Origin of the sequence: Sphingomonas colocasiae (assembly GCF_019880585.1) — a bacterium.
Classification (GTDB): domain Bacteria; phylum Pseudomonadota; class Alphaproteobacteria; order Sphingomonadales; family Sphingomonadaceae; genus Sphingobium_A; species Sphingobium_A colocasiae.
Genome location: NZ_JAINVV010000004.1, coordinates 1353991 through 1376521, shown reverse-complemented (window position 1 = coordinate 1376521; position 22531 = coordinate 1353991). Strand labels below are relative to the sequence as shown.

Annotated in this window: 24 protein-coding genes; 11 read left to right on the top strand and 13 right to left on the bottom strand. The window is 64.1% G+C overall.

The window, feature by feature from the left end:
- Window positions 1-182 precede the first annotated feature (182 nt).
- From K7G82_RS12815 to K7G82_RS12805, 3 genes are read left to right on the top strand one after another with little or no spacing between them, the layout of a single operon-like run.
- Window positions 183-1367 carry a DGQHR domain-containing protein gene (locus K7G82_RS12815; protein WP_222990195.1) on the top strand — a complete coding sequence of 395 codons (1185 nt, stop codon included), beginning with the start codon at window positions 183-185 and terminating at the stop codon, window positions 1365-1367.
- Window positions 1364-2716 carry a hypothetical protein gene (locus K7G82_RS12810; protein WP_222990194.1) on the top strand — a complete coding sequence of 451 codons (1353 nt, stop codon included), beginning with the start codon at window positions 1364-1366 and terminating at the stop codon, window positions 2714-2716. Before K7G82_RS12815 ends, K7G82_RS12810 begins: the two co-directional genes overlap by 4 nt.
- Window positions 2713-3594 carry a DNA adenine methylase gene (locus tag K7G82_RS12805; protein WP_246623433.1) on the top strand — a complete coding sequence of 294 codons (882 nt, stop codon included), beginning with the start codon at window positions 2713-2715 and terminating at the stop codon, window positions 3592-3594. The genes K7G82_RS12810 and K7G82_RS12805 overlap by 4 nt, the downstream gene beginning before the upstream one ends.
- Window positions 3595-3729: 135 nt before the next feature.
- On the opposite strand, the gene K7G82_RS12800 is transcribed toward K7G82_RS12805, so the two are convergent.
- Window positions 3730-4239, bottom strand: a complete 510-nt coding sequence (locus K7G82_RS12800; protein WP_222990193.1) for a hypothetical protein — start codon at window positions 4237-4239, stop codon at window positions 3730-3732.
- Window positions 4240-4531: 292 nt separating this feature from the next.
- Here K7G82_RS12800 and K7G82_RS12795 point away from each other — a divergent pair, with 292 nt between their 5' ends.
- Complete coding sequence (locus tag K7G82_RS12795; RefSeq protein ID WP_222990192.1) at window positions 4532-4825, top strand: helix-turn-helix transcriptional regulator; 294 nt, start codon at window positions 4532-4534, stop codon at window positions 4823-4825.
- Between the two features lie 128 nt (window positions 4826-4953).
- Here K7G82_RS12795 and K7G82_RS12790 read toward each other — a convergent pair whose 3' ends face one another.
- Together K7G82_RS12790 and K7G82_RS12785 are read right to left on the bottom strand one after the other, a co-directional pair.
- Window positions 4954-5208 carry a hypothetical protein gene (locus K7G82_RS12790; protein ID WP_222990191.1) on the bottom strand — a complete coding sequence of 85 codons (255 nt, stop codon included), beginning with the start codon at window positions 5206-5208 and terminating at the stop codon, window positions 4954-4956.
- Window positions 5205-5561: a type IV toxin-antitoxin system AbiEi family antitoxin domain-containing protein gene (locus tag K7G82_RS12785; protein ID WP_246623432.1), complete on the bottom strand. Its 357-nt coding sequence runs from the start codon at window positions 5559-5561 to the stop codon at window positions 5205-5207. Before K7G82_RS12785 ends, K7G82_RS12790 begins: the two co-directional genes overlap by 4 nt.
- Before the next feature lie 273 nt (window positions 5562-5834).
- Between K7G82_RS12785 and K7G82_RS12780 the strand changes: the two genes are divergently transcribed.
- Entirely contained in the window at window positions 5835-7154 is a 1320-nt protein-coding gene (locus K7G82_RS12780; protein WP_222990190.1) for an amidohydrolase, read from the top strand.
- Between the two features lie 34 nt (window positions 7155-7188).
- Here the strand turns inward: K7G82_RS12780 and K7G82_RS12775 are convergent, their stop codons facing one another.
- The 3 genes from K7G82_RS12775 to K7G82_RS12765 form a co-directional block, all read right to left on the bottom strand.
- On the bottom strand, window positions 7189-9222 hold the full coding sequence (locus K7G82_RS12775) for a S9 family peptidase (RefSeq protein WP_222990189.1): 2034 nt from the start codon (window positions 9220-9222) through the stop codon (window positions 7189-7191).
- A 202-nt stretch (window positions 9223-9424) separates the two neighbouring features.
- Window positions 9425-12163, bottom strand: a complete 2739-nt coding sequence (secA, locus tag K7G82_RS12770; protein WP_222990188.1) for a preprotein translocase subunit SecA — start codon at window positions 12161-12163, stop codon at window positions 9425-9427.
- A gap of 109 nt (window positions 12164-12272) precedes the next feature.
- Window positions 12273-12566 carry a hypothetical protein gene (locus K7G82_RS12765; protein WP_222990187.1) on the bottom strand — a complete coding sequence of 98 codons (294 nt, stop codon included), beginning with the start codon at window positions 12564-12566 and terminating at the stop codon, window positions 12273-12275.
- A 118-nt stretch (window positions 12567-12684) separates the two neighbouring features.
- Here K7G82_RS12765 and argJ point away from each other — a divergent pair, with 118 nt between their 5' ends.
- The 6 genes from argJ (at window position 12685) to K7G82_RS12735 (ending at window position 16719) form a co-directional block, all read left to right on the top strand.
- Window positions 12685-13917, top strand: a complete 1233-nt coding sequence (gene argJ, locus K7G82_RS12760; RefSeq protein WP_222990186.1) for a bifunctional glutamate N-acetyltransferase/amino-acid acetyltransferase ArgJ — start codon at window positions 12685-12687, stop codon at window positions 13915-13917.
- 4 nt (window positions 13918-13921) lie between these two features.
- Entirely contained in the window at window positions 13922-14533 is a 612-nt protein-coding gene (locus K7G82_RS12755; protein ID WP_222990185.1) for a glutathione S-transferase family protein, read from the top strand.
- A 29-nt stretch (window positions 14534-14562) separates the two neighbouring features.
- Window positions 14563-15357: an inositol monophosphatase family protein gene (locus K7G82_RS12750; protein ID WP_222990184.1), complete on the top strand. Its 795-nt coding sequence runs from the start codon at window positions 14563-14565 to the stop codon at window positions 15355-15357.
- Between the two features lie 89 nt (window positions 15358-15446).
- Entirely contained in the window at window positions 15447-15908 is a 462-nt protein-coding gene (locus K7G82_RS12745) for a VOC family protein (RefSeq protein WP_222990183.1), read from the top strand.
- A complete protein-coding gene (locus K7G82_RS12740) occupies window positions 15905-16246 on the top strand; it encodes an ArsR/SmtB family transcription factor (RefSeq protein ID WP_343228570.1) in 342 nt (113 codons plus the stop codon). Before K7G82_RS12745 ends, K7G82_RS12740 begins: the two co-directional genes overlap by 4 nt.
- Window positions 16243-16719 carry an SRPBCC domain-containing protein gene (locus K7G82_RS12735; RefSeq protein WP_222990182.1) on the top strand — a complete coding sequence of 159 codons (477 nt, stop codon included), beginning with the start codon at window positions 16243-16245 and terminating at the stop codon, window positions 16717-16719. The genes K7G82_RS12740 and K7G82_RS12735 overlap by 4 nt, the downstream gene beginning before the upstream one ends.
- Window positions 16720-16839: 120 nt before the next feature.
- Here K7G82_RS12735 and K7G82_RS12730 read toward each other — a convergent pair whose 3' ends face one another.
- The 7 genes from K7G82_RS12730 to trxA all read right to left on the bottom strand — a co-directional run bounded on the left by K7G82_RS12730 (window position 16840) and on the right by trxA (window position 22487).
- Entirely contained in the window at window positions 16840-17565 is a 726-nt protein-coding gene (locus tag K7G82_RS12730) for a calcium-binding protein (RefSeq protein ID WP_222990181.1), read from the bottom strand.
- The gene (locus tag K7G82_RS12725; RefSeq protein WP_222990180.1) at window positions 17562-18506 is read right to left on the bottom strand and encodes a type IV secretion system protein; all 945 of its coding nucleotides are present in this window, start codon (window positions 18504-18506) and stop codon (window positions 17562-17564) included. The genes K7G82_RS12730 and K7G82_RS12725 overlap by 4 nt, the downstream gene beginning before the upstream one ends.
- Window positions 18506-20878 carry a VirB4 family type IV secretion/conjugal transfer ATPase gene (locus tag K7G82_RS12720; protein WP_222990179.1) on the bottom strand — a complete coding sequence of 791 codons (2373 nt, stop codon included), beginning with the start codon at window positions 20876-20878 and terminating at the stop codon, window positions 18506-18508. Before K7G82_RS12720 ends, K7G82_RS12725 begins: the two co-directional genes overlap by 1 nt.
- Complete coding sequence (locus K7G82_RS12715) at window positions 20857-21141, bottom strand: VirB3 family type IV secretion system protein (protein ID WP_222990178.1); 285 nt, start codon at window positions 21139-21141, stop codon at window positions 20857-20859. The genes K7G82_RS12720 and K7G82_RS12715 overlap by 22 nt, the downstream gene beginning before the upstream one ends.
- A 3-nt stretch (window positions 21142-21144) precedes the next feature.
- Window positions 21145-21468: a TrbC/VirB2 family protein gene (locus K7G82_RS12710; RefSeq protein ID WP_222990297.1), complete on the bottom strand. Its 324-nt coding sequence runs from the start codon at window positions 21466-21468 to the stop codon at window positions 21145-21147.
- A gap of 90 nt (window positions 21469-21558) precedes the next feature.
- Window positions 21559-22101, bottom strand: a complete 543-nt coding sequence (locus K7G82_RS12705; RefSeq protein WP_222990177.1) for a GNAT family N-acetyltransferase — start codon at window positions 22099-22101, stop codon at window positions 21559-21561.
- A gap of 38 nt (window positions 22102-22139) precedes the next feature.
- Complete coding sequence (gene trxA, locus K7G82_RS12700) at window positions 22140-22487, bottom strand: thioredoxin (protein WP_222990176.1); 348 nt, start codon at window positions 22485-22487, stop codon at window positions 22140-22142.
- Between the last annotated feature and the right edge of the window lie 44 nt (window positions 22488-22531).

Here is a 22531-nt window from a genome sequence, read left to right as displayed (position 1 = left end):
GCTTCCCCTTCCGTTCATAGATTGCAGCCAGCTTTTTCATGTCTTCACTTTGCGCACGAAGCGCACGCCTGTCCACTCGATGACGGCGACCAACCCAGTCTTTTCAATTTATGAGTTCACGGCCTAAGCGCGACAGCGCTGAGTTCCATGATCTGCGCAAGCCCGGATGGCTGCCGACGGCTGTGGTGCTGAACGTCCTCACCAAGGCCGACAAGCGCAATGGCAGCGAGGTCGCCGAAGGCGATTTGGCAGCAATGATCGACAGCGACACAGGCCCGCGTCTCCAACTCCCCTATGAAAAATGGAGCCCCAATTGGTCCCCTGCCAAGCTGCCGCCGTTCGAGATCATCGACGGCCAGCATCGGCTGTGGGCGTTTGATGGCGCGGCGAACCTCGAGAATTTCGAGCTGCCGGTGGTGGCGTTCGTTGGCCTCGATATCAGCTGGCAAGCCTATTTGTTCTGGACGATCAACATCAAGCCCAAGCGGATCAATCCGAGCTTGGCGTTCGATCTCTACCCCCTCCTGCGCAGCGAGGACTGGCTCGAGCGAGCTGAGGGTCACATCGTCTATCGCGAGACACGTGCGCAGGAGCTGACCGAGATCCTGTGGTCGTTTCCCGATAGCCCATGGTATGATCGTATCAACATGCTGGGCGAGCGGCAGAACCGCTGGGTCACGCAAAGCTCCTGGATCAAGACGCTCACATCGACCTTCGTGCGGTCATGGGACCGCCGGGCCGGCACCAGTGGTGGCTTGTTCGGTGGTCGCTCGAAGAATGAGGGCGAGGTCCTCGGTTGGAGCCGTGCCCAGCAGGCCGCGTTTCTGATCTTCGCTTGGCGCGAGTTCCGCACCGCCGTGGCCACGTGTGAGGAGGATTGGGCGCGCGATCTTCGGTCGCCACCGAAGATCGGCGAGGAGAAGGCCCCACGGCCTGAAGACATCAAAGCAGAGGATGACCTCGCTTTCTATTCGCCGCACTCGCTTATCGTCACTGACCAAGGCGTCCGCGGCTTTCTCCAGGTCCTCAATGAATTGAGCTATCAGCGCGCTGCCGTGCTGAAGCTTAACACCTGGCTGCCGGATGAGCGCTCAACGGCCAATCCTGTCGGCGCCGTCGAGCGCGAGCTGAAATCGCTGGAGAAGCAGGACTTCACCGCCTTTCTGCATGAGATCGGTCAGGCAATGACCACGTTCGACTGGCGGACGAGTGCTGCACCGGGTCTAGAAGAAGCGACGCGGCGCGCGAAATTGGTGTTCCGCGGCAGCGGCGGGTACAAAGAACTGCGCCTGCAGTTGCTGGAGCATTTGGCGGCTGGTCAGGGTGATGTTGCCGCTACGGCGAAGCGGTTGCTCGGCCGTCCATGAGAAAGCCCAAGCTACTCCAGCAGGATAAGCTTACGATCAGAGGGCTTAATCGCGCCAATGTCGAACTCACGGTCGCGGGGTTGAAGCCGTTTCTCGAGCGATCGAAATGGATTGGCAGCACCAATCACTACGGCAAGGATGTCGTTCGCCGCCTCAAAGCCGGCGTTCCAGGCACGCCCGAGCGAAAGCGCCACCTCGCCCAATATATTGCTGCGAGTGTGGCACTCCATGCCAATGATGGATGGAGCTATCTCGGTCGCGCGATAGCCTGCATCCTCGCTGGCGACACCCACCGTGCGCTGCATCTCGCTTATTATGCGGAATTGCGCGCGGCGATGTCGTTGCTCGCGAGCGCTGGTGTCGGGGTGTTCGACAAGCAGCATTATGTCATCTCTGGTACTAACAGCACCTCGAAGCTGCGAGCGCAGAACGGCACCCACATCATGGCGTGGCTGGCGCTTGAGGAATGGTCTCGGCGCCCAGCTTCGGGCGCGCTCTTTTCATCGCTCGTCCGACCCGAGGGTCTGACCCTCGATGAATGGTTCCACCCCCAAGGCGGCGCGAGCTCGCTCGCGCCGCAAGCCAAAGCCTGGTTCATGCAGTGGGGCATGGACCTGGGGCTCGCCTCGAAGGACCGCGAAGCCCGCAACGAATCTAGCTATCGACCGGATGGCGTCCCGACGACATGGGAGGTTGGCTCGAAGGACGGGCTCGAGTTTGTGCGCGACATGTGGAGCGCGCTCGAGCCTAGCTCGGCATCGAGCTTCGAGCAGATCGACCGGCACATTTTGCGCCTGGCGGTCGAGCGCCATCATTTCAGCGTCACGAACCGCCAGGCCAGCGCCGCTGACGCAACCTATGTCGCCCTGGTCAACGGCATCGTGGAGGCGCAGAGTCTGGCGACCGCAACAGAGCAGCGGCTGAAGAGCTTTCTGCTCCGTCAGTCCGCGCCGACCGATCCTCAGATTTTCCGCTGTTCAGCAATCAAGCCCGGCAACCCGCAAAGCGACGCGTTCGCCGTGATGGCGCGAGCCGTCCTTCTCCTGCGCATCGCAACCGGTGCCGCCCACCTGCTGCTCAATCGCGCCGGCTTCGACGCAAATCTGCTTGGCTTCTGGTGGCAGAAGCTCGGCGAAGCGCGCGGATTATGGCGGCCCGGTGCGGCACCTGCGGCGCTCACCGACCTTTGGGCAGACGTAGAGGAGTCGTTGCGCGATGTGGCGGACATGGAAGCATCATCGCCTGAGGCGCTGGATTCCTTCCACGCGATGTCCGCCGAGCTGCCTGGAAGTCTGAACATGCTTGCCAGCCATGAGCGCGTGAGCCTATGGGGGTTGTGCCCAGCATGAGCAGGATACACCCCGAGACGGCGGAGATTCTGCTGCCCTTCCTAAAATGGGCGGGCGGAAAGCGCTGGTTTGCTGACCGGTGCATGCACCTGGTCCCCGAGACGTTCGAACGCTACATCGAGCCGTTCCTTGGCAGCGGCGCCATGTTCTTCGCGCTGCGACCGAAGCAGGCGATCCTCTCCGACCTCAACGACGATCTGATCAACTGCTACCGCGCGGTGCGCGATGCGCCGATGGCGATCGCTGAGATGCTGGCGGCCCATCATACCGACCACAGCGAGGATCACTATTACAGGGTGCGGGCCGATAAGCCGGACGACCCTGTCATGCGAGCGGCATGGTTCCTCTACCTAAACCGCACTTGCTGGAACGGCCTCTATCGGGTCAATCGCAAGAATGAGTTCAACGTACCGATCGGAACGAAAACAGCGGTAGTGCTGGACAGCGATAATTTCGCAGCCAGTGGCAGGATCCTGCGCGGTGCAGAGCTGGAAAACCGGGATTTTGAACAGACGCTGGCTCTCGCCGGGGATGGCGATTTCGTGTTCGTAGACCCGCCGTACACCGTCAAACACAACCTCAACGGCTTCGTGAAGTACAACGACAGGATCTTCTCGTGGGCGGACCAGGTCCGCTTGCGCGATGCAGTGGTCGAGGCGGCCGCGCGAGGCGCATCGGTTCTCGTGACGAACGCCAATCATGCTTCCATCCGCGAGATTTATGACGGCGTGGGTTGCATGGAAGTCGTCAGGCGCGCGAGCGTGCTTGCGGCGAACTCCAAGCATCGAGTGCAGACCGATGAGCTGGTGGTCCGAACATGGCTGCCAGCGCGGCCGATCGTGACCGACACCGCGCTAGCTGTCGAAGCTATGAGCTAATGGCTGCCGCTTCTGTGTATCGCGTCATACTTAGTCTTCACCTGCCCAGATAGACACCCTGATAACCCTGGGCTCCAATTGTGACAGGAGAACTTTGGGGAGTACGGCAGACAGTATATGTCATAGATACAACTGTTATGAGCTCGCGACAGCCATCAGAATCTGTACAATTCCCATCACCAATCCAGCGATGCCCGTCACCCCAGCGAGCGTAGGGGAACGCAATAGGCGCATGATTTCGGGCCACAAGGGATCGGGCGTTTCGATCAACTTCTCCGCAGCTTCGATAAGCGCCATGGCATTGGCCGTCCGAGCGTTTGAAAGCCGAGCGGTCGCGATGACCTGCCTCATCTCCTTTAGAATTCGAGATATCTCAGCCTTTTGATGTTCGGTGAGATGAAAGCGGCCGGTCCAAGCTGCGCTATCTACCTTAACAGGGATAGCGTCTTTTTCTACTGCGTCTAAACCAGCGGCAGTAATCTGAAACAGTCTTCCTCCAGATATTTGATATGCTTGGCGCGTGATGATCAACCCTGCGGTCTCGAGGTCATCTGTGAGCGCGAGAACGTACTGATTCGAGGCCTCGAGGCCGGTATTTTTCTTGATCGTCGGTATGGTGCAGTATCGTGTGTCACCGCCAGCCAACCGTCGATGCAAGTACCGAAGGATTGCCTGCTGATCGTGGCTCGCACTCATCAAGCCGGTATAGGAATTGCAGAGCGTCGCGCAACAGATAGTCAATCGGGCCGAGCAAAGGTGCTGACCCGCCGCTATCTGCTCCAAATAGCAACATAATAAGATCATGCCGCGCCCAAAAGTCGATATGGCCAACCGTGGCAGGCAGGTGGCAGGCACTCCAGTCTATCGCGCTCAAGGTTGCTTGGTTGACGCCTCTCCGTGCCCGTCATCTGCGACGGGAGGAAATGAGGAAATACAAGTGAGTCATCTACCTACAATTCCGCCGCGCTTCCTTGTCACCAAGGAGGCCGCGCGCTTCCTGGCGCCTTCGGCTCGAACGCTCGAAAAGCATCGCACCTATGGAACCGGTCCGGTCTATCGCAAGATTGGCGGGAGGGTCGTCTACGCGCTTTCCGATCTGCAGGCATGGGCCGACAAGGGACTGCGATACTCGACCTCTGAGTCCGGACCTGACATCGTCTATCCCGCCAAATGGCGCGCAATGCTGGAAGGCCCGCTCAAGCAACTGGAGGATATGTCCGAAAAGGCATAGTCCGGTTGGCCCGCGGGTTTGGAGCCAGCCTCCTACCCGCGGGCGTTAACCGTAACGACCAAACGACGGCCTAGCCTGGCCGGTGTCGATCGTGAGTATGTGAAGAGAGATCAGCCGCGAACACGACATCACACACCGAGATCGTCCAATACGAGGTCGTAGGACTGGAGAGCGACCGCGACCTGATTCGGTCCCTGGCGAAAAAGCTCGCGAAAGGAGGCTCTGAGGCCGATCGCATCAGAACCAAGATCAGCGAAGCTCTCGATGGCAAAGGCGGCATCGTCGCCGCTCTTCTGCGATCGCCGCTGATTGGAGCGGATCTCGACCTGACACGCGATTGCGGACCTCTGCGAGACATCGACCTGTAGGTCGAGCCAGATCACGCAGCCTCGCGATCCGCGGCACGATAGACTCCATAGCCGACCTTCACCAGCAGGCCCTCTTCGCACATCCAGGCAAGGTAGTGTCTTGGGATACCGATGGCGGTGAAATCGTAGGTTCTCACGGTGGCCCTTTCACGGGCAAAAGCGTATGCCTTTTCTCGCAATGAGGGCTTCGAGCCACCGGCCAGTCGAATGCGCTCTTCACGATCGCGGTCACGTTTCCGTCGTTTCGGAAGCTGTGGCGAAGATTCGACGGCAATCGGCAACTCGTAGTTCTGGGTTTCGTCGGTCCCGGCGAGCCATTTTTCTTTCGGATTCCGGACATCCGAAGATGCCGTTGTGACGACGGCCACCAAAGCATCGACATGACCTGCTTCCGCGAGGAAGGGTGCGATACGCTCACAATCCAGCCATCGTTCCTGAACATCGCCGAGCCCGAGATCGGCTAACGCTCTGGCCGAAAATTACTCGTTTGCCGCGGCATGCCGCCCAATCGAGATAGGGTTCACGACATGGCGGCCAGTCGAGCTGCCGGCGCCGAATCCGCTCCGGGCAGTTCCGGGCCGTATCGCGTCGCGCTGCTCTCCCGGCCGATCGACCGCGATCGACCTTGGGGAGTTCATGACATGCGCCTGCTGACCGTACTGCTCGCCACCAGCCTGATCGCCGCGCCGGCCTGGGGCAAATCCGACGTCGATAAGGCGGTGGACGCGGATTATGCCGCACATCTCGAAGCGCTGTTCGTCGATTTCCACAAGAATCCAGAGCTCTCCTTCCTGGAAACCCGCACCGCCGCGATCATGGCGAAGGAACTGCGCACGATCGGGGGGATCGAGGTGACGGAGAAGGTCGCCGGCACCGGCGTCGTCGGTGTGCTGCGCAACGGCCCCGGCCCCGTGCTGATGATGCGCGCAGACATGGACGGGCTGCCGCTCAAGGAGGATAGCGGCCTCCCCTACCAGTCCACCGCGACCCAGGTGGATCGCGACGGCATCACCAAGCCGGTGATGCAGGCCTGCGGTCATGACGTGCACATCACCGCACTGATCGGCGCCGCCCGCCAGCTCGCCCGGCTCAAGAGCCAGTGGAAAGGCACGATCGTCTTCGTCGTCCAACCGGCTGAGGAACGCATAACGGGCGCGAAAGCGATGCTGGAGGATGGGCTCTACACCCGCTTTCCCAAACCCGATTTCGCGATCGGCTTTCACGTATCGTCCGATTTTCCGGCGGGCACCATCGGTTTGCAGCCGGGAACCGCCATGTCGTCTGTCGACAGCATCGACATCCTGATCCCCGGTATCGGCGCGCATGGCGCATCACCGCAAATGGGCAAGGATCCGATCGTGATGGGATCGGAAATCGTGATGGCGTTGCAGACCTTGGTCAGCCGCAGCATCGCCCCGATGAAGCCGGGCGTGGTCACCGTCGGATCGTTCCAGGCGGGCAACAAGCACAATATCATCCCGGACAGGGCGCAGTTGCAACTGACCGTGCGATCGGATGACGAAGACACCCGCAAGACCCTGATCGACGGCATCAAGCGGATCGCTTTGAATGTCGGCCGGATGAACGGCATGCCGGAAGACAGGTTGCCGGAAGTCAGGGTCGGCTTCGAATCCACGCCGGTGACGATCAACGATCCCGCGCTGACCGGCCGGGTACGCGGCGCATTCATCACCGCGTTCGGCGACGCCGTGATGCACGATCAGCCGCGCGAGAGCATGGGCGGAGAGGATTTCTCCTACTTCATCCAGAAGGACCTGGGCGTGCCCGGCGTGTTCTTCTGGGTCGGCGGCACCCCCCGGGCCGAATTCGATGCGGCGAGGAACGGCGGCAAGCCGCTGGTCGCCCACCATTCCCCCTTCTTCCATATCGAGGCAAAGCCGTCGGTGACGCGCGGCGCGAAAGCGATGACGGTGGCGGCGCTCGACCTGTTGAAGAGATGATCGCGCGGCGCGTCCGCAACCCGGCTGCGCCCGATCATTCCGCGCGCGGGGTTCCCTGCAGCCAGCGATCGTACCAGGCGATGTTGATGCGCATCCGGTGGATCAGATAGCTCGGCACGCTCAGCCCGTGATTTTCCCCGGGATAGACGATCAGCTTCGTCGGCACGCCGCGCGTCTTGAGCGCCTGGTACATCTGCTCCGCCCCCACGCACGGCACATTGTCGTCGGCGTCGGCGCATTGGAACAGGGTGGGCGCCGAAATCCGCCCGGCCTGAAGGAAGGGATAGGCGAGCTTGCGCCAGGTCTCGAACCGTTCCCACGGCGCGCCCAGCTCGAGCATATATTCGCGCGCATACATATCGACGCCGAACAGGCTCAGCGCATTGGCGACGCCCGCGCCCGAGATCGCCGCGCGGATCCGCGTGTCGCTGGCGATCATATAGTCGGTCAGGATGCCGCCATAGCTCCAGCCGCCGACACCGATGCGCGCGGGATCGGCAATCCCGAGCGAGATCGCATGGCTGATGCCCGCACTGATGTCGCGCACATCCAGATTGCCCCAGTCGGCATAGATGGCGCGCGCGAAATCGAAGCCCCGCCCCGACGAACCGCGCGGATTGACCTTGAGCACCACATAGCCCGCCGCCGCATAGAGCCGCGCATCCAGATCGAACTCGTGGCTGTGCTGATAGACCGGCCCGCCATGAAGATCGGCGATCAGCGGATAGCGTTTCGCGGGATCGTAATCGGGCGGGAGCGTCAGAAATCCGTGGATCTCGGCATCGTCGCTCTTGAACGCGATATCGCGCACATCGCCCAATGCGCGATCCGCAAGCCAGCCATTGTGATGCGTCAGCGCGCGCCCATCGCCGATCGCATGAAGTTCGGCCGGCATCCGGTCATCGGCATCGAGCACGGCGATATGGCCGTTCGGCGCCACCGCATAGTCATAGCCGAAGCGCTTGCCCCGCGTGAGATAGGCGATCGCGCCGCTTTTAGGATCGATCCGGGCAAGCCAGGTGTCGCGATCCTGCTCGATCAGCGCGATCAGCCTGCCGTCGGGCGTCCAGCGCGGCTGGTAGAACCAGCGATCGATCCGCGCCGGCCGCGTGATCGCGCCGGTCGCGACATCGGCGACAGCCAATTGGTGCGGCGCATAATAGATCCATTTGTCCTCCCCGCCCTCCAGCCAGACGAGCCTGCGGGAGTCGGGCGACCAGGCCGGGCCGGAACCCCAGTCCGGATCGCTGTCCGCCCCGGCAGAAACGCTGATCCGGCGCGGTTCGCCACCCTCCGGCGGAACGACGAAGACCTCGGTGTTCAGCGTCCTGTCCGCATCGTCCTGGTCCTTGCCGACATAGGCGATCAGGCGCCCGTCGGGCGACCAGGCCGGATGCCAGTGATCGCGGGCACCGCTGGTAAGCTGGCGCGCCGTGCCGGTCTTCAGGTCGATGATGAAGAGCTGCGTCGTGCGGTCGTCGAGATATCCTCGTCCATCCTGCTTGAAGAAGAAGCGCTCGGTCTCGATCGGCGGCGGGGTCTTGGCGGTGCTGCCGACGGCACGGCCGACCTCCGCCACCACCACCGCTCGCCTGCCGTCGGGAGACAGCGCATAATCGCTGATACCGCCCGGCAACGCCGTGATCTTCCGCGCGGCCCCGCCTTCCGCCGGCATCCGCCATAGCTGCGTATCCTCGTCCGCCGCGTCCTTCCTGTCGTCGGGGTCGGCATCGGCGGCAGGCTTTTTCGGGCCCGCATCGCTCAGGAAGACGATCCAGGCACCATCCGCGCTATAGCGCGGCCGGGTTTCGCTCGCTTCCGCTGTATCGGTAATTCGGACGGGCGCTCCACCTTTCCACGCCACCGTCCAGAGATCGCTTTTCGTTGCGTCCTGCTTCGCGTCGGCCAATGTCACGCTATAGACGATCCGGTTGCCATCGGGCGAAAAGGCCGGCGCCGCGACATCGGCCAGACGATGGAAATCCTCGAGAACGACCGGACCGGGCTCGGCGGCGAGCGCTCCGGGCAAGGCAAGCAGCGCCAGGCCACCGATAATCGATCGCATCATTCCCCGCCCCTTCCACGCCATATGGCCGGGCATCATATGACGGGACGATAACCTGCTTGGCAATTGTCCAATTCAACGAACCCCGCCGGTCAACCGACGGGGTTCGCTCATGGAATCAGGGCCCTGCCCCTGGAGTCCGCTTGAGAAATACGAGTAAGGCACGTCTTCCGGAGCCGCACCAGGCGCGCTTCCAAACCGGTCCTTAGAGCGCTCCGTGGCAGTGCTTGTACTTGCGCCCCGAACCGCAGGGGCACGGCGCATTGCGGCTGACCTTGTCTCCCCATTCCGCGGGGTCGTCGCCCAGATCCTCGACCATCTCGGGCTGCGCGATCTGCAGCGGGGGCAGGCGCGTGGTGATCAGGCCCAGATTGCCGCCGTCGATGTCCGCGCTGTTGTCCTCGCCGGTCAGCGGGTCGAGATGCGTGGTGATGAAATCGGGCATCTGGGGCAGCGGCGGCGCTTCCTGCGGCATGAACTGCGCATTGGCGAGCACGCGGGTCACATCCTCGCGGATCGCCGAGAGCATGCGTTCGAACAGCGCGAAGGCTTCCTGCTTATATTCGTTGATCGGCGTCTTCTGCGCATAGGCGCGCAGGTGGATCACCTGCCGCAGCGCGTCGAGCGTCGCCAGATGCTCCTTCCAGTGATGATCCAGGCTCTGGAGCAGGATGCTCTTCTGCACCTGCGCCCAGCTTTCCGGATCGATCTCCGCCGCCTTCAGGGCGATCGCCTCGTCGGCCAGCGCCTGCAGCCGCTGTTCGATCAGCTCGGGATCGATCGCTTCCTCGGTCATCCAGGCATCGAAATCGGGCTGGAGGCCAAGCACGGAAAGCGCGCGATCCTTGAGCTGCGCGATATCCCATTGCTCGGGATAGGTATCGGGCGGGCAGACATCGGCGACGATGCCGTTCACGGTTTCTGCGCGCATGTCGGCGACGACATCGTCCACCGTATCCGCATCCATGATGTCCGAACGCTGCTCGTAGATCACCTTGCGCTGGTCGTTCATCACGTCGTCATATTCGACGACCTGCTTGCGGATATCGTAGTTGCGCGCCTCGACCTTCTTCTGTGCGGTCTCGATGGCCTTGGACAGCCATTTGGATCCGATCGCCTCGCCTTCCTGCAGATTGCTGCGCATCATCTTGGCGAACATCGTGTTCGGCCCGAAGATCCGCAGCAGATCGTCGTCGAGCGACAGATAGAAGCGGCTGAGGCCGGGATCGCCCTGACGGCCCGAACGGCCACGCAGCTGATTGTCGATACGCCGGCTCTCATGCCGCTCGGTGCCGAGCACGAACAGGCCGCCGGCAGCGAGCACCTGCTGCTTCTCCGCCGCGATCTCCCCCTTGATCCGCTCGATCGCCGCATCGCGATCCGGCCCTTCCGGCATCTCGGCCAATTCGTCCTCGACGCGGAATTCCAGATTGCCGCCCAGCTGGATGTCGGTACCGCGGCCGGCCATGTTGGTGGCGATGGTGACGGCGCCCAGGCGCCCCGCCTGCGAAACGATATGCGCCTCGCTTTCATGGTAGCGCGCATTGAGCACGCTGTGCTCCACCTTTTCCTTGTTCAGGAAGTCCGAGAGCAATTCCGACTTCTCGATCGAGACGGTGCCGACGAGCACGGGCTGGCCGTTCTCCGCCTGCATCCGGATCCGCTTGGCGATCGCCGCGAACTTCTCTTCCAGGCTCTTGTAGAACTCGTCCTCCTCGTCGACGCGCTGGACGGGCACGTTAGTCGGGATGGTGACGACGTTCATCTTGTAGATGTCGAAGAATTCGGCCGCTTCGGTCGCGGCGGTGCCGGTCATGCCCGAAAGCTTGGGATACATGCGGAAATAGTTCTGGAAGGTGATCGAGGCGAGCGTCTGGTTCTCGGGCTCGATATTGACGCCTTCCTTGGCCTCCACCGCCTGGTGCAGGCCGTCGGACCAGCGCCGCCCGTCCATCATGCGGCCGGTGAACTCGTCGATGATGATCACCTTGCCTTCCTTCACGATATAATCGGTATCGCGCTTGAAGATCACATTGGCGCGCAGCGCCTGGTTCAGGTGATGGACGACCTGGGTGTTCTCGTAATCGTAGAGATTGTCGCCTTCGAGCAGCCCGGCGGCTTCGAGCATCCGCTCCACCTTCTCGGTGCCGTCCTCGGTCAGGATGATCGAGCGCTGCTTCTCGTCGACTTCATAGTCCTCGGCGACGAGCTGCTTCACCACGGCGTCGACGCGCATGTAGAGTTCGGACTTGTCGTCGGTCGGGCCGGAGATGATCAGCGGCGTGCGGGCCTCGTCGATCAGGATCGAGTCGACCTCGTCGACGATCGCATGCGCGAAGGGGCGCTGCACCATCTGGCTGCGCTCATATTTCATATTGTCGCGCAGATAGTCGAAGCCGAACTCGTTGTTCGTGCCATAGGTGATGTCCGCCGCATAGGCGTCGCGGCGCGCCTGGTCGCCGATATTGGGCACGATCACGCCCACGGTGAGCCCCAGGAAACGATAGACCTGACCCATCCATTCGGCGTCGCGGCGGGCGAGATAGTCGTTGACGGTGACGACATGGACGCCGGTGCCCGGCAGCGCGTTCAGATAGGTGGCGAGCGTCGCGACCAGCGTCTTGCCCTCGCCCGTCCGCATCTCGGCGATCTCGCCGCGATGGAGCACGATGCCGCCGACCATCTGCACGTCGTAATGCCGCTGGCCGAGCACGCGCTTCGCGGCCTCACGCACCGTGGCGAAGGCTTCAGGCAGAAGGTCGTCGAGCGTCTCGCCCGCATCCAGCCGCGCGCGGAACGCCGCGGTCTGGGCGGAAAGCGCCTCGTCGGAGAGCGCGGAGATCGAGGGTTCGAAACCGGCGATGCGCGCGACGATCTTGTCGAGCGATTTGACGTAACGATCGTTCGACGATCCGAAAATGGCCTTGGCGATGCCACCGAGCATGATGAAATCCTGTATTGAATCGGGGGTCTGGATGCCGGCGATGCCGGCTTCGGCCGCGTGGCGCGCACGCGAGGATAAGGTTGCAGCCCGCAAGGCAGGCCGGCCACGGCTATTCCAGCCGGCTGCCGCTCACCAGAAGGACCGCGCGGCGCGCCCCGGCCTGAACAGGCGCGAGCGGCAAGGCGGCGGGAATGGCGGCGATGGACGGACCCGGATCAGGTGCGGCGCGCGGCGCGGGCGCCACGATTTCGGCGAGCGCATCGACTGCGGCGCCGGCCGCCGCGCTCTGCACCTGTGCACGCTCCGCCACCCGCTCGCCGGAGATGATACCGGTGAAGCAGGTGAGCAATGCGGAGAGGAAGAGCAGCAGTTGCAAATGCACGTCCCAGGTTCGAACCGCCACGACATAGGTGCTGTCGGGCCGTTCGTCTAATCAAAAGCTCATATAAACCCGTCCCTGTCTAAGGGCTTCACCTGAACACCGCATTGATCCGCGCCGAAGCGGGGCTATAGCGGCGGTCATGACCCAGCCAGCCCGCTCCCCGCTCGCGCCCGAAGGCTTTCCCGATCTGCCCGCCATTGCCGGCGTCACGCTGCGCGTAGCGCGCGCGCGCTACAAGGCGTGGGACCGCTGCGACCTGACCTTCGTCACGCTCGATCCGGGCACGACGGCGGCGGGCGTGCTGACGCGCAGCAAATGCCCTTCGCCCGAGGTCGAATGGTGCCGCGCCGCGCTGCCGCTGGGCATCGCCCGCGCGCTGGTCGTCAATGCCGGCAATTCCAACGCCTTCACCGGCAATCGCGGCCGCGCCGCGGTCGAGGCGATCGCCGCGCGCGCCGCCGCGCATCTCGGCTGCCAGCCTTCCGACGTCTTCGTCGCTTCGACCGGTGTGATCGGTGTTCCCCTGCCCATCGACAAGGCGGAAGCCGGGCTCGACGCAGCCTTCACCGCTCAAGCCTGCGGCTGGAAAGACGCCGCCGCCACGATCATGACCACCGACACCTTCGAAAAGGCGGCGGTGACGCGCGCGGTGATCGGCGATCGCACCGTCAGCTTCGTCGGCATCGTCAAGGGATCGGGCATGATCGCGCCCGACATGGCGACGATGCTCGGCTTCATCTTCACCGACGCCGCGATCGAGCCCGGCCTGCTGCAGGCGATGCTGAGCGCTGCCAATCGCGCCACCTTCTCGGCGATCACTGTCGACAGCGACACCTCGACGAGCGACACCGTGCTCGCCTTCGCCACCGGCAAGGCGGGCAATGCCCCGATCGCATCGTTCGACGATGCCGGCGCCGACGCCGTCCAGGCCGCGCTCACCGACATGTGCCGCCAGCTCGCCCATCTCGTGGTGCGCGACGGCGAAGGTGCGTCGAAATTCATCGAGATCACCGTGACCGGCGCCGAATCCGACGACAGCGCCCACCGCATCGCGCTCAGCATCGCCAATTCGCCGCTGGTGAAGACCGCGATCGCGGGCGAGGACGCCAATTGGGGCCGCGTCGTGATGGCGGTCGGCAAGGCCGGCGAGCCCGCCGAGCGCGACAAGCTCTCGATCCGCTTCGGCGCGACCCAGGTCGCGACCGGCGGCCTGGCGGTGGAGGGCTATGACGAAGCCCCCGTCGCCGCCCATCTGAAGGGCAAGGAGATCGAGATCGGCGTCGATCTGGGGCTTGGCGACGGCCGTGCGACGGTTTGGACCTGTGACCTCACCCATGGCTATATCTCGATCAACGCCGATTACCGGAGCTGATCCGATGCTGACGATCTGGGGCCGGCTCAATTCGCACAATGTGAAGAAGGTCGCCTGGTTCGCGCAGGAGATCGGCATCGCGCACGTCCGCCATGATGTCGGCGGCGCGTTCGGGATGGACGCGGCCTATCTGGCGCTCAATCCCAACGCGCTGATCCCGACCATCGAGGACGGCGATCTCGTGCTGTGGGAATCGAACGCGATCCTCCGCTATCTCGCCGCACGCTACGCGCCGGAGACATTCTGGCCGGAAGACCCCGCATTGCGTGCACGCGCGGACAAATGGATGGACTGGCAGTTCAGCTATGCCGATGCGCAGCGCGACGCTTTCCTCAATCTGGTGCGCTATCCGCCCGAAGCGCGGGATCCGGCAGCGGTGACGCGGTCGGCTGAACGAAGCGCCGAGATGATGGCGCTGATCGAACGCGCGCTCGACGATCATCCCTGGCTCTCCGGCGATGCCTTCGGCCTGGGCGACATTCCGATGGGCGTTTACGTGCATAGCTGGATGACGCTCGACATCGCGCGCCCGGACATGCCCAATGTCCGGAGATGGTATTCGGCGCTTCAGGCGCGACCGGGCTATGCCAGCCAGGTCATGATTCCACTCACCTGAGAATTTCCCGCACGCAGGAGCCTATCGCGATGCACAGCCTCTACCGCCCCGTCGCCGAACTGATGGAGCAGGTCGCGGCCGATGTCGTCCTGCCGCGCTATCAGAATCTCGCCGAAGACGAGATCAGCGAAAAGGCGGCCGACGATTTCGTCACCATCGCCGACAAGGAAAGCGAGCTGCGGCTGATCGAGGGACTTTCCCGGATCCTGCCGGAAGCGGGCATGATCGGGGAGGAGTCTGCCGCCGCCGATCCCGCGATCCTCGATCGCGCGGGCCTCGGTCTCAACTGGATCATCGATCCGATCGACGGGACCGGCAATTTCGCGGCGGGCCACCCGCCCTTCGGCATGATGGTGGCACTGGTCGCGGACGGCGCGATCCAGGCCGGCTGGATCCTCGATCCGATCGATGGCCGCATCTGCCATGCCGTCGTGGGCGCCGGCGCATTTCTTGACGGAGAGCGTGTCTCGGCGCGCGAAAGCGGATCCGCCCTGCCCGTCGCCGCGCTCGCCGTCTATTTCATGACGCCGGAACGCCGCGCCGACATCATCGAACGCGCACGCGGCCGGTTGACGCTGGTCGACATCCCACGCTGCGCGGCCGAGCAATATCCCCGCCTCGTGCTCGGCCAGAACGATATCGCGCTGTTCGAACGCACCCTGCCCTGGGATCATGCCCCTGGGGTGCTGTTCCTGTCCGAGGCCGGCGGCCGCATCGCCAGGCCTGACGGATCGCCCTATATCGTCGGCGACGGCCGCAAGGGCCTGCTCGGCGCGGCATCGCCGCGTCTGTGGGACGAAAGCGCCAAAATCCTTTTCGGCTGACCGAATTACCAATCTCTTCCTCGCGCATCGAACATCCTTGACGATATAGTTCACATATGCGTTAAATATTAACGGAGAGGAGAATCGAAATGGCCGATATGTCGAAACGCCCCGCATTGGTCTCCGCGGTGGTCTACAAGGATGCGATGGCCGCGTTCGAATGGCTTCAGTCCGCCTTCGGATTCGAACCCGCGATGCTCATCACCGATGCCGACGGCAATCTGGCGCATTCGGAGATGATCTTCGGCGACGGCTGGATCATGGTCGGCAACGAGTGGAGCGACGATCATCGCAGTCCCGCCAATCTGGGCGGCAAGAACACCCAGACCGTCCATGTCCAGATGTCGACCGATATCGATGCGCATTGCGAACATGCGCGCAAGGCCGGCGCCGAGATCCTGATGGAACCCGAAACCCAGTTCTATGGCGACCGCACCTATCGCGCGCGCGATCCGGAAGGGCATATCTGGACCTTCGGCCAGACGGTGAAACAGGTCGAACCCGAGGATTGGGACCGGGATACCGGCCTGAAGACCAAGATCTGGCCGTGAACGCGACGGCGCGGCTGGACCGGACATTGGCGGCGCTGGCGGATCCGCACCGCCGCCAGGTCGTCGAACTGCTGCGCGAACGGCCGAGGCGCGCAGGCGAACTGGCCGAAGCGGCGGGACTCAGCCCGCCCGCGATGAGCCGGCATCTCCGCACGCTGCGCGCCTCGGGACTGGTGGAAGAACGGCACGACGGCTTCGACGCGCGGGTGCGGGTCTATCGCCTGACCCCCGCCCCCATGACGGAACTCACCGAATGGCTGCGCGAAACCGAGGAGATGTGGGCGGATCAGCTCAGCGCGTTCCGCAAGCATATGCTGGCGCGGGGTGACGCGGCATGACCTCGCGCATCCTGGTGGCGATGCGCGTGCCGGGGCCGCCCGAGCGCGCCTTCCGCATCTTCACTGAAGAAGTCGGCCTCTGGTGGCAGGACAACCCATTGTTCCGCTTCACACCGCGCAGCCCCGGCACGGTGGCGTTCGAACCGCCGGCCGACGGCATGCCCGGCCGCTTCGTCGAGCGCCTGCCCGACGGCAAGGTCTTCACGGTCGGCGACGTGACGATATGGGATGCGGGGCACCGGCTCGCCTTTGGCTGGCGCCAGGCCGGTTTCGGCCCCGATCATCGGACCGAGGTGGAGATTCGTTTCGAACCGGTCGGCGACGAGACGCGCGTGACGGTCGAACATCGCGGCTGGGACAGCGTACCGCAGGCACATGTCGCCAAGCACGGCATGCCGGCGATGCTGTTCGATCAACGGCACGCCGAATGGTGGCGCACGCTGCTGGCATCGTTGAAGGGATGCATGGATTGAAGCGAATTGGGGCGCCCGCCCCAACACACACGTGCCATCCCCGCGTGCACGGGGATGGCATCGTAAGGCCACAGTTCGACAGTGCCCCTCCCGTCTTGCGGGAGGGGTTGCCGGATCATCTTATGCGAAGGTGATCTGGTTGAGGTCCGAGATACCGAGCAACGTCACCGATCCGCCCTGTTCGAGGTTGATGCGGAGATCGACGATCTGATCGTTGTTGGTATCGGCGGCGACGGTGCCGAGGATGTCCATGCCGGCGGCGAGGCGGATCACGTCCTGGCCGGGGGTATAGTCGGTGATGACATCATGGCCGTCCTGGAAGCCGATGACGAACACGTCCTTGCCGGCGCCGCCGGTCAGCGTGTCGTTGCCCGCGCCGCCGATCAGCGTATCGTCCCCGCCCATGCCGTTGAGGCTCTGCGCGCCCGAGAAGCCGTAGAGCGTGTCCTCGTCCGCCGTGCCGGTGAGGATACCGCCGGTGCGGCCGCCGCCCACCACCTGCTTGCCGTCGGCCAGCGTCGTGATCGTCATGGTGACCGTCGCCGTGCTGGTGAGCCCGCCATCGTCGGTCACCGTATAGGTGAACGTGTCGGTCGCGGTGCTGCCCGGGCTCAGCGCATCGAACACCGGCGACGAGGCGACATATTTCAGCGTCTGCGTCGCCGCATCGAAGATCACGCTGCCCAGCGTACCGCTGGTGTTGACGCTGATGATCGTCAGCACATCACCATTGGCGTCGGTGTCGTTGCCCAGCAGCGTCGCCGCCAGGTTCGCCGTCGTCGCATCCTCGTTCACCGCGATCGCATTGCCGTTGGCAACCGGCGTGTCGTTCACCAGGATCGTCACCGGGATCTCGACAAACAGACCGCCGCCATCGGTTGCGCGAGCACCGCGAGCAGGGCAAGCGCGAAGACGAGCGAAAGCGCGAGCAACTCGGTCGAGACGCCCGGCGTGGCGATGCCGTCCCGGCGCAAGGCGAGCACACCCGCCAGCCAGGGTGCGACAAGCGCCACCTGCACGCCCAGCACGATCGCGGTTGCCACCGCGCCCAGTGCCGCGCCGCCAAGCGCACGTACCCATCCCTCGAACACGCCGCGCGTGCCGCCGAACAGCAGGAACAGTGCGAAAAGCGGCCCCAGCGCCAGCATCAGCCCGGCGATCAGCCGCACCGAGGCGAAGGCCGCGACCGTCGCGGTCAGATAGACGGTGCGCGCCTGGCCGAGCAGCTTGGCATCGCGCGCCGGATCCCAGCGCGGGCGCTGCTGCAACTGGTTGAGGCGCTGCATTTCCTGCTGCTGCTGCTGCGGGGTGAGGGTTTCGGTGGGGCCGGCCATCACATCGGCATCGACCGGTTTGCCGGTGCCCAGCTTCGCGAGTTCCGCCATCTGGTTGTCGACGCCCTGAAGATACAGGACAAGGCCGCCGCCCGCCCCCGGCAATTCCGCCGGGCCACCGATCGTCGCGGCCAGCTCCGCCGGCCCCTTGAGCGCGACATTATAGGCCAGGGTGCGAAAGGCGGGCCAGCTTGTCGCGAGCAACAGGACGATGCCGATCTTGACCGCCGCCATCACCGCTTCGCGAACGCCCGGCCCCTCCCCCAGCAACATGCGATAGCCGAAGAGCGCGACGAAGATTGTCAGCGCGCCCGTCAGCATCATCGCCACCCCGGATCCCGGGGCGCTCAGCGCCTGATAGCCGCCCGCGCCGATCGCCAGCGCCTGGCAATCGAGATGCGCAAGCAGGCTGCTCAGAAAACCGGCGTCGGAAATCGCGGGGCAGACCGCCATCACACGCGCTCCAGCAGGCGCGGAATCCAGTCCGCCGGATCGTCGCCGCTTTCGGCGCGGATCTCGTCGAGCAGGCGCACGGTGCGCTCGCGGCCTGACAAGATGGTCAGCAGATCGCGTTCGCCTGCCAGGTTGAGCCGCGCGACGACACTATCCGCGCCATGCTTGATCAGGAAGCAATGCGCATCGTCGGGCAAGGTGCGCCCGATCTCATGCTCATGCGCGGTCAGGCCGAAGCCACCGACATAATCCTCCACGCGCGCCTTGGGATTGGCCATGAAGATCTGGGTGGCTGCCTGTTCGATGATCGCACTGGCGATCCGGCTTTCCAGCGCATCCTGCGCGCTCTGCGTCGCAAAACCGACAATGCCGTTGCGCTTGCGGATCGTCTTTTCCCAATCCTTGATCCGCCGCACGAACACGTCGTCGTCGAGCGCCTTCCACCCTTCGTCGACCACGATGATCGCGGCGCTGCCGTCCAGCCGTTCCTCGACCCGGTGGAACAGATACATCATCGCCGGGGTGCGCACCGCCGGATCGTCGAGGATCGCGGTCATGTCGAAACCGACGGCCTCCGCCGACAGGTCGGTCAGATCCTCCGGATTGTCGAACAGCCAGGCGCGCTCGCCATCGCCCCACCAGGGCCGCAGGCGCGACCAGAGATCATTGGCATGGGGGCGATGCCCGCCACGGAACAGTTCGGCCAGATGGCACAGCCGCCGATGCCCGGGCGGCTGCGCGAAATTGGCGTCGACCGCGTCCTTGATACTCGCCATCTCGTCGACATCGGCACCGCCCGCCAGTTGCGCGAGCCAGTCGATCAGGAACTGGCGATTGACGGGATCGTCGTCGAGTCGGAGCGGGTTGAGCCCGGCGCTGGTGCCCGGCCGCAACAGATCGTAGCGCCCGCCGATCGCGCGGATGAACAGCTCCGCGCCGCGATCCTTGTCGAAGAAGATGATGCGCGGCCGGAATTTGCGCGCCTGGGCGAGCAGGAAATTGAGCGCGACCGTCTTGCCCGATCCAGATGGACCGATGACGGTGAAATTGCCGAGATCTCCCTGATGGAAATTGAAGAAATAGGGGCCGGCGGCGGTCGTCTCCAGCAGGCTGACCGCTTCTCCCCAATGATTGGCGTCAGCCCGGCCGATCGGGAAATTATGGCTGCTCGCGAACCCCGCGAAATTGCCCGTCGAGATCAGGCCGCGCCGCGCGATATATTTGAAATTGCCCGGGAACTGCGCCCAGAAAGCGGGTTCGAGCGCGATATCCTCCCGCACCGCGATGATGCCGAGATCGGCGAGCGAGGCCAGGGTCTCGGCAACGCCGGCATCGACCTGTTCGGGCGTGTCGCCATGCACCGCGACCGTCATGTGATGTTCGCCGAAACCGGCGCGGCCGGCAGCGACCTCGTCCTTGGCGGTCGACAATTCGGCGCGCAGGCTCAAGGCCTCGTCCTCCGCCGATCGCATCCGCCTGAGCGCCAGGTTCATCCGCCCGAGCGCGGCCTGACGATCGACGAAGCCGAAGGACTGCGAAACCGTGATCTCGAACGGCAGGCGCAACAGCGCATCGAGCATGCCCGGCGCGGTCTGACCCGGATAATCCTTGATCGACACCAGGCTGACGAAAGCGCGTGGCGTGGCGCCCGCCGCGCCCAGTTCGATCATGTCCTGCCCGAAACTGATCCGGCGATAGGGCAGATAGGCGCCGGCATCCTGCATCGGCAGCAGCACCGGGCGCATTTCCGCATTGTAGAGCGACGACAGGAACTCGAGCGGTTCGGAACACGGCCCTTGCGCGGTTTCGTAGACGCCCAGCAGCCGTGGCGCATAGCTTCCGAGCTGCGCCAGCAGATTGTCGCGAGCGCTGTCGAGCTGGCGCAGTTCATGGCCGATCGCGGCATCGCCGTCGGATGCCGCGCGCCCCATCCATTCGCGCAGCCGGTCCGCCATGCCGATCCGCCCCTGCAACGGCCGGCGGACGAGCGTCAGGAACAGATCGTTGACGTAAAGCCGCTTGTCGGCGAGCCGCTTGCGCCATGCGCTATCCAGCGCGGCCGAGAAATCGTCGGGATAGCCCGCCGCGAGCGCCACGTCCGCGCGGCGACGGACGACATGATGATAGACGGCGAAGCGCGACGATCCGATCGCCTGCAGCATCGCGTCGCGCAGCATCTTGCGATAGTTGATCTCTTCGGTGTCGGCGGTCTCGAACAACAGACCGCGCAGGTGGATCACCTGCATCAACAGGCCGTCGCGCGTCTCGATCGTATGATCGTCGACATGCCGGGCATAGGGCAGATGATGCCCCGCCGGCTTTTCGTTGGCGATGGCCCGCCGGTCCCGCGTCAGGGCCGGTAGGAGTTGCATCGCCAGATCGCATGGTTGCGCACGCGCGGGCAGTTCCTGACCCGCACGAGCCAGAGATCGAGGAAACGCGGTTCGCGCAGGCAAAGCAGAACGCCGACAAGATGCACGACCAGCGCCAGGGCGAGCGCCCAGAGCGAACGGAAGATCAGCAGCATTTCGGTGGCGAGCACCGCGTTGAGCACGAAATAGCTATAGGTGACGCCCGCGAACATCTGGGGCCGGGTGAGGGCCACGAATACCGGATCGTGATCCAGGCCGTTCATGGATCAATTGGCCAGGCTGGCGGTGGACTGGATGCCCGCGACGATGCTCGCCGCGCCGAACAGGATGAAACAGCCGAGGATCACCGTCGCGCCATAACGCCAGTTGATCCGCCCGGTGAGCATCAGGAAACCGACCGAGGCGACCGCGATCACGGCGACGACGGTCGCGACGGTGCCGAGCAAGGTGCCCTGCAGCCAGTTGACCGCGGCGACGAGCACGCCCGATCCGGCGGGATCGGCCAGCGAATCCTGCGCGAAGGCCTGGCCCGACCACAGGCAGCAGGCCGCCGCCATCCACGCCGTCAACGCCCTGAATTTACGAAGCAACAAGCGGCATCCCCCATCTTCCGCGATTCGCCCATCGGCCACAGTGCGCGCTCACCCGGACCTTGCCAAGCCCGGGCGTGCCTGCCCCAATCAGGCGCCCGTCGGTGGCCGCCACCCCATGCGCTTGTGCGTCGCCGATGTCGACATATGCTCGACGAAACCCAGCCGCCGATACAGCGCCTCCGCGCGCGGATTGTCGCGCGCCACATGGAGCTCGATGGCGGGCGCGGATGCCTTGATCCAGGCGATCAGCGCCGCGCCGATCCCTTTGCCCCGGATCGCGGGATCGAGCGAAATATCGACAAGATGCCAGACGGTGGCGGCGCGATCGAGATAGAGCCTGCCGACCGGCCGGGCCGAAGCCGCGGATCGGCCGCGCAGCACGATCATATAGTCGCAGTCCGGAAACTGCGTGGTGAAATGGGTCCGTTGATGATCGAACTGGCTGTCGAGAAAACGCTCGCGCGCTTCGATCGGCCAATTGGCCCGCGCCAGTTCCTCGGCGCGATGATCGCCGTAGAGACGCCGCAGGAACGGCAGATCGTCCGCCGTTTCCAGACGAAGCGACACATCCTGCCGGCGCAATGCCTTAGGCACGGCGCCGGCAAGCAGGGCGGACGACGATTCAATCATCGCGAGACGATATCATTCCCGCGATGCGGGACGGTTCGTCACGATGCCTGGCGATCGCCGCCGGAAAGCAGTTCGCCTTCCAGCCAGCCCTTGAGCGCGCTCTTGGGCGCCGCGCCGACCTTGGTGGCGGCGGGCTCGCCATTCTTGAACAGGATCATCGTCGGGATGCCGCGCACGCCGTAACGCGCCGGGGCGTCGGGATTGTCGTCGATGTTGATCTTGGCGATCGTCACCTTCTCGCCCAGTTCTTCCGAAATCTCCTCGAGCGACGGGCCGATCATCTTGCAGGGGCCGCACCATTCCGCCCAGAAATCGACCAGCACCGGCCGGTCGGCGGCAATGACGTCGTCGTGGAAGCTCGAATCGCTGATCGCTTTGGTGGCCATTTGCCTAACTCCTTCTGTCGGGTCCCTATCTAGGAACAGTGTGG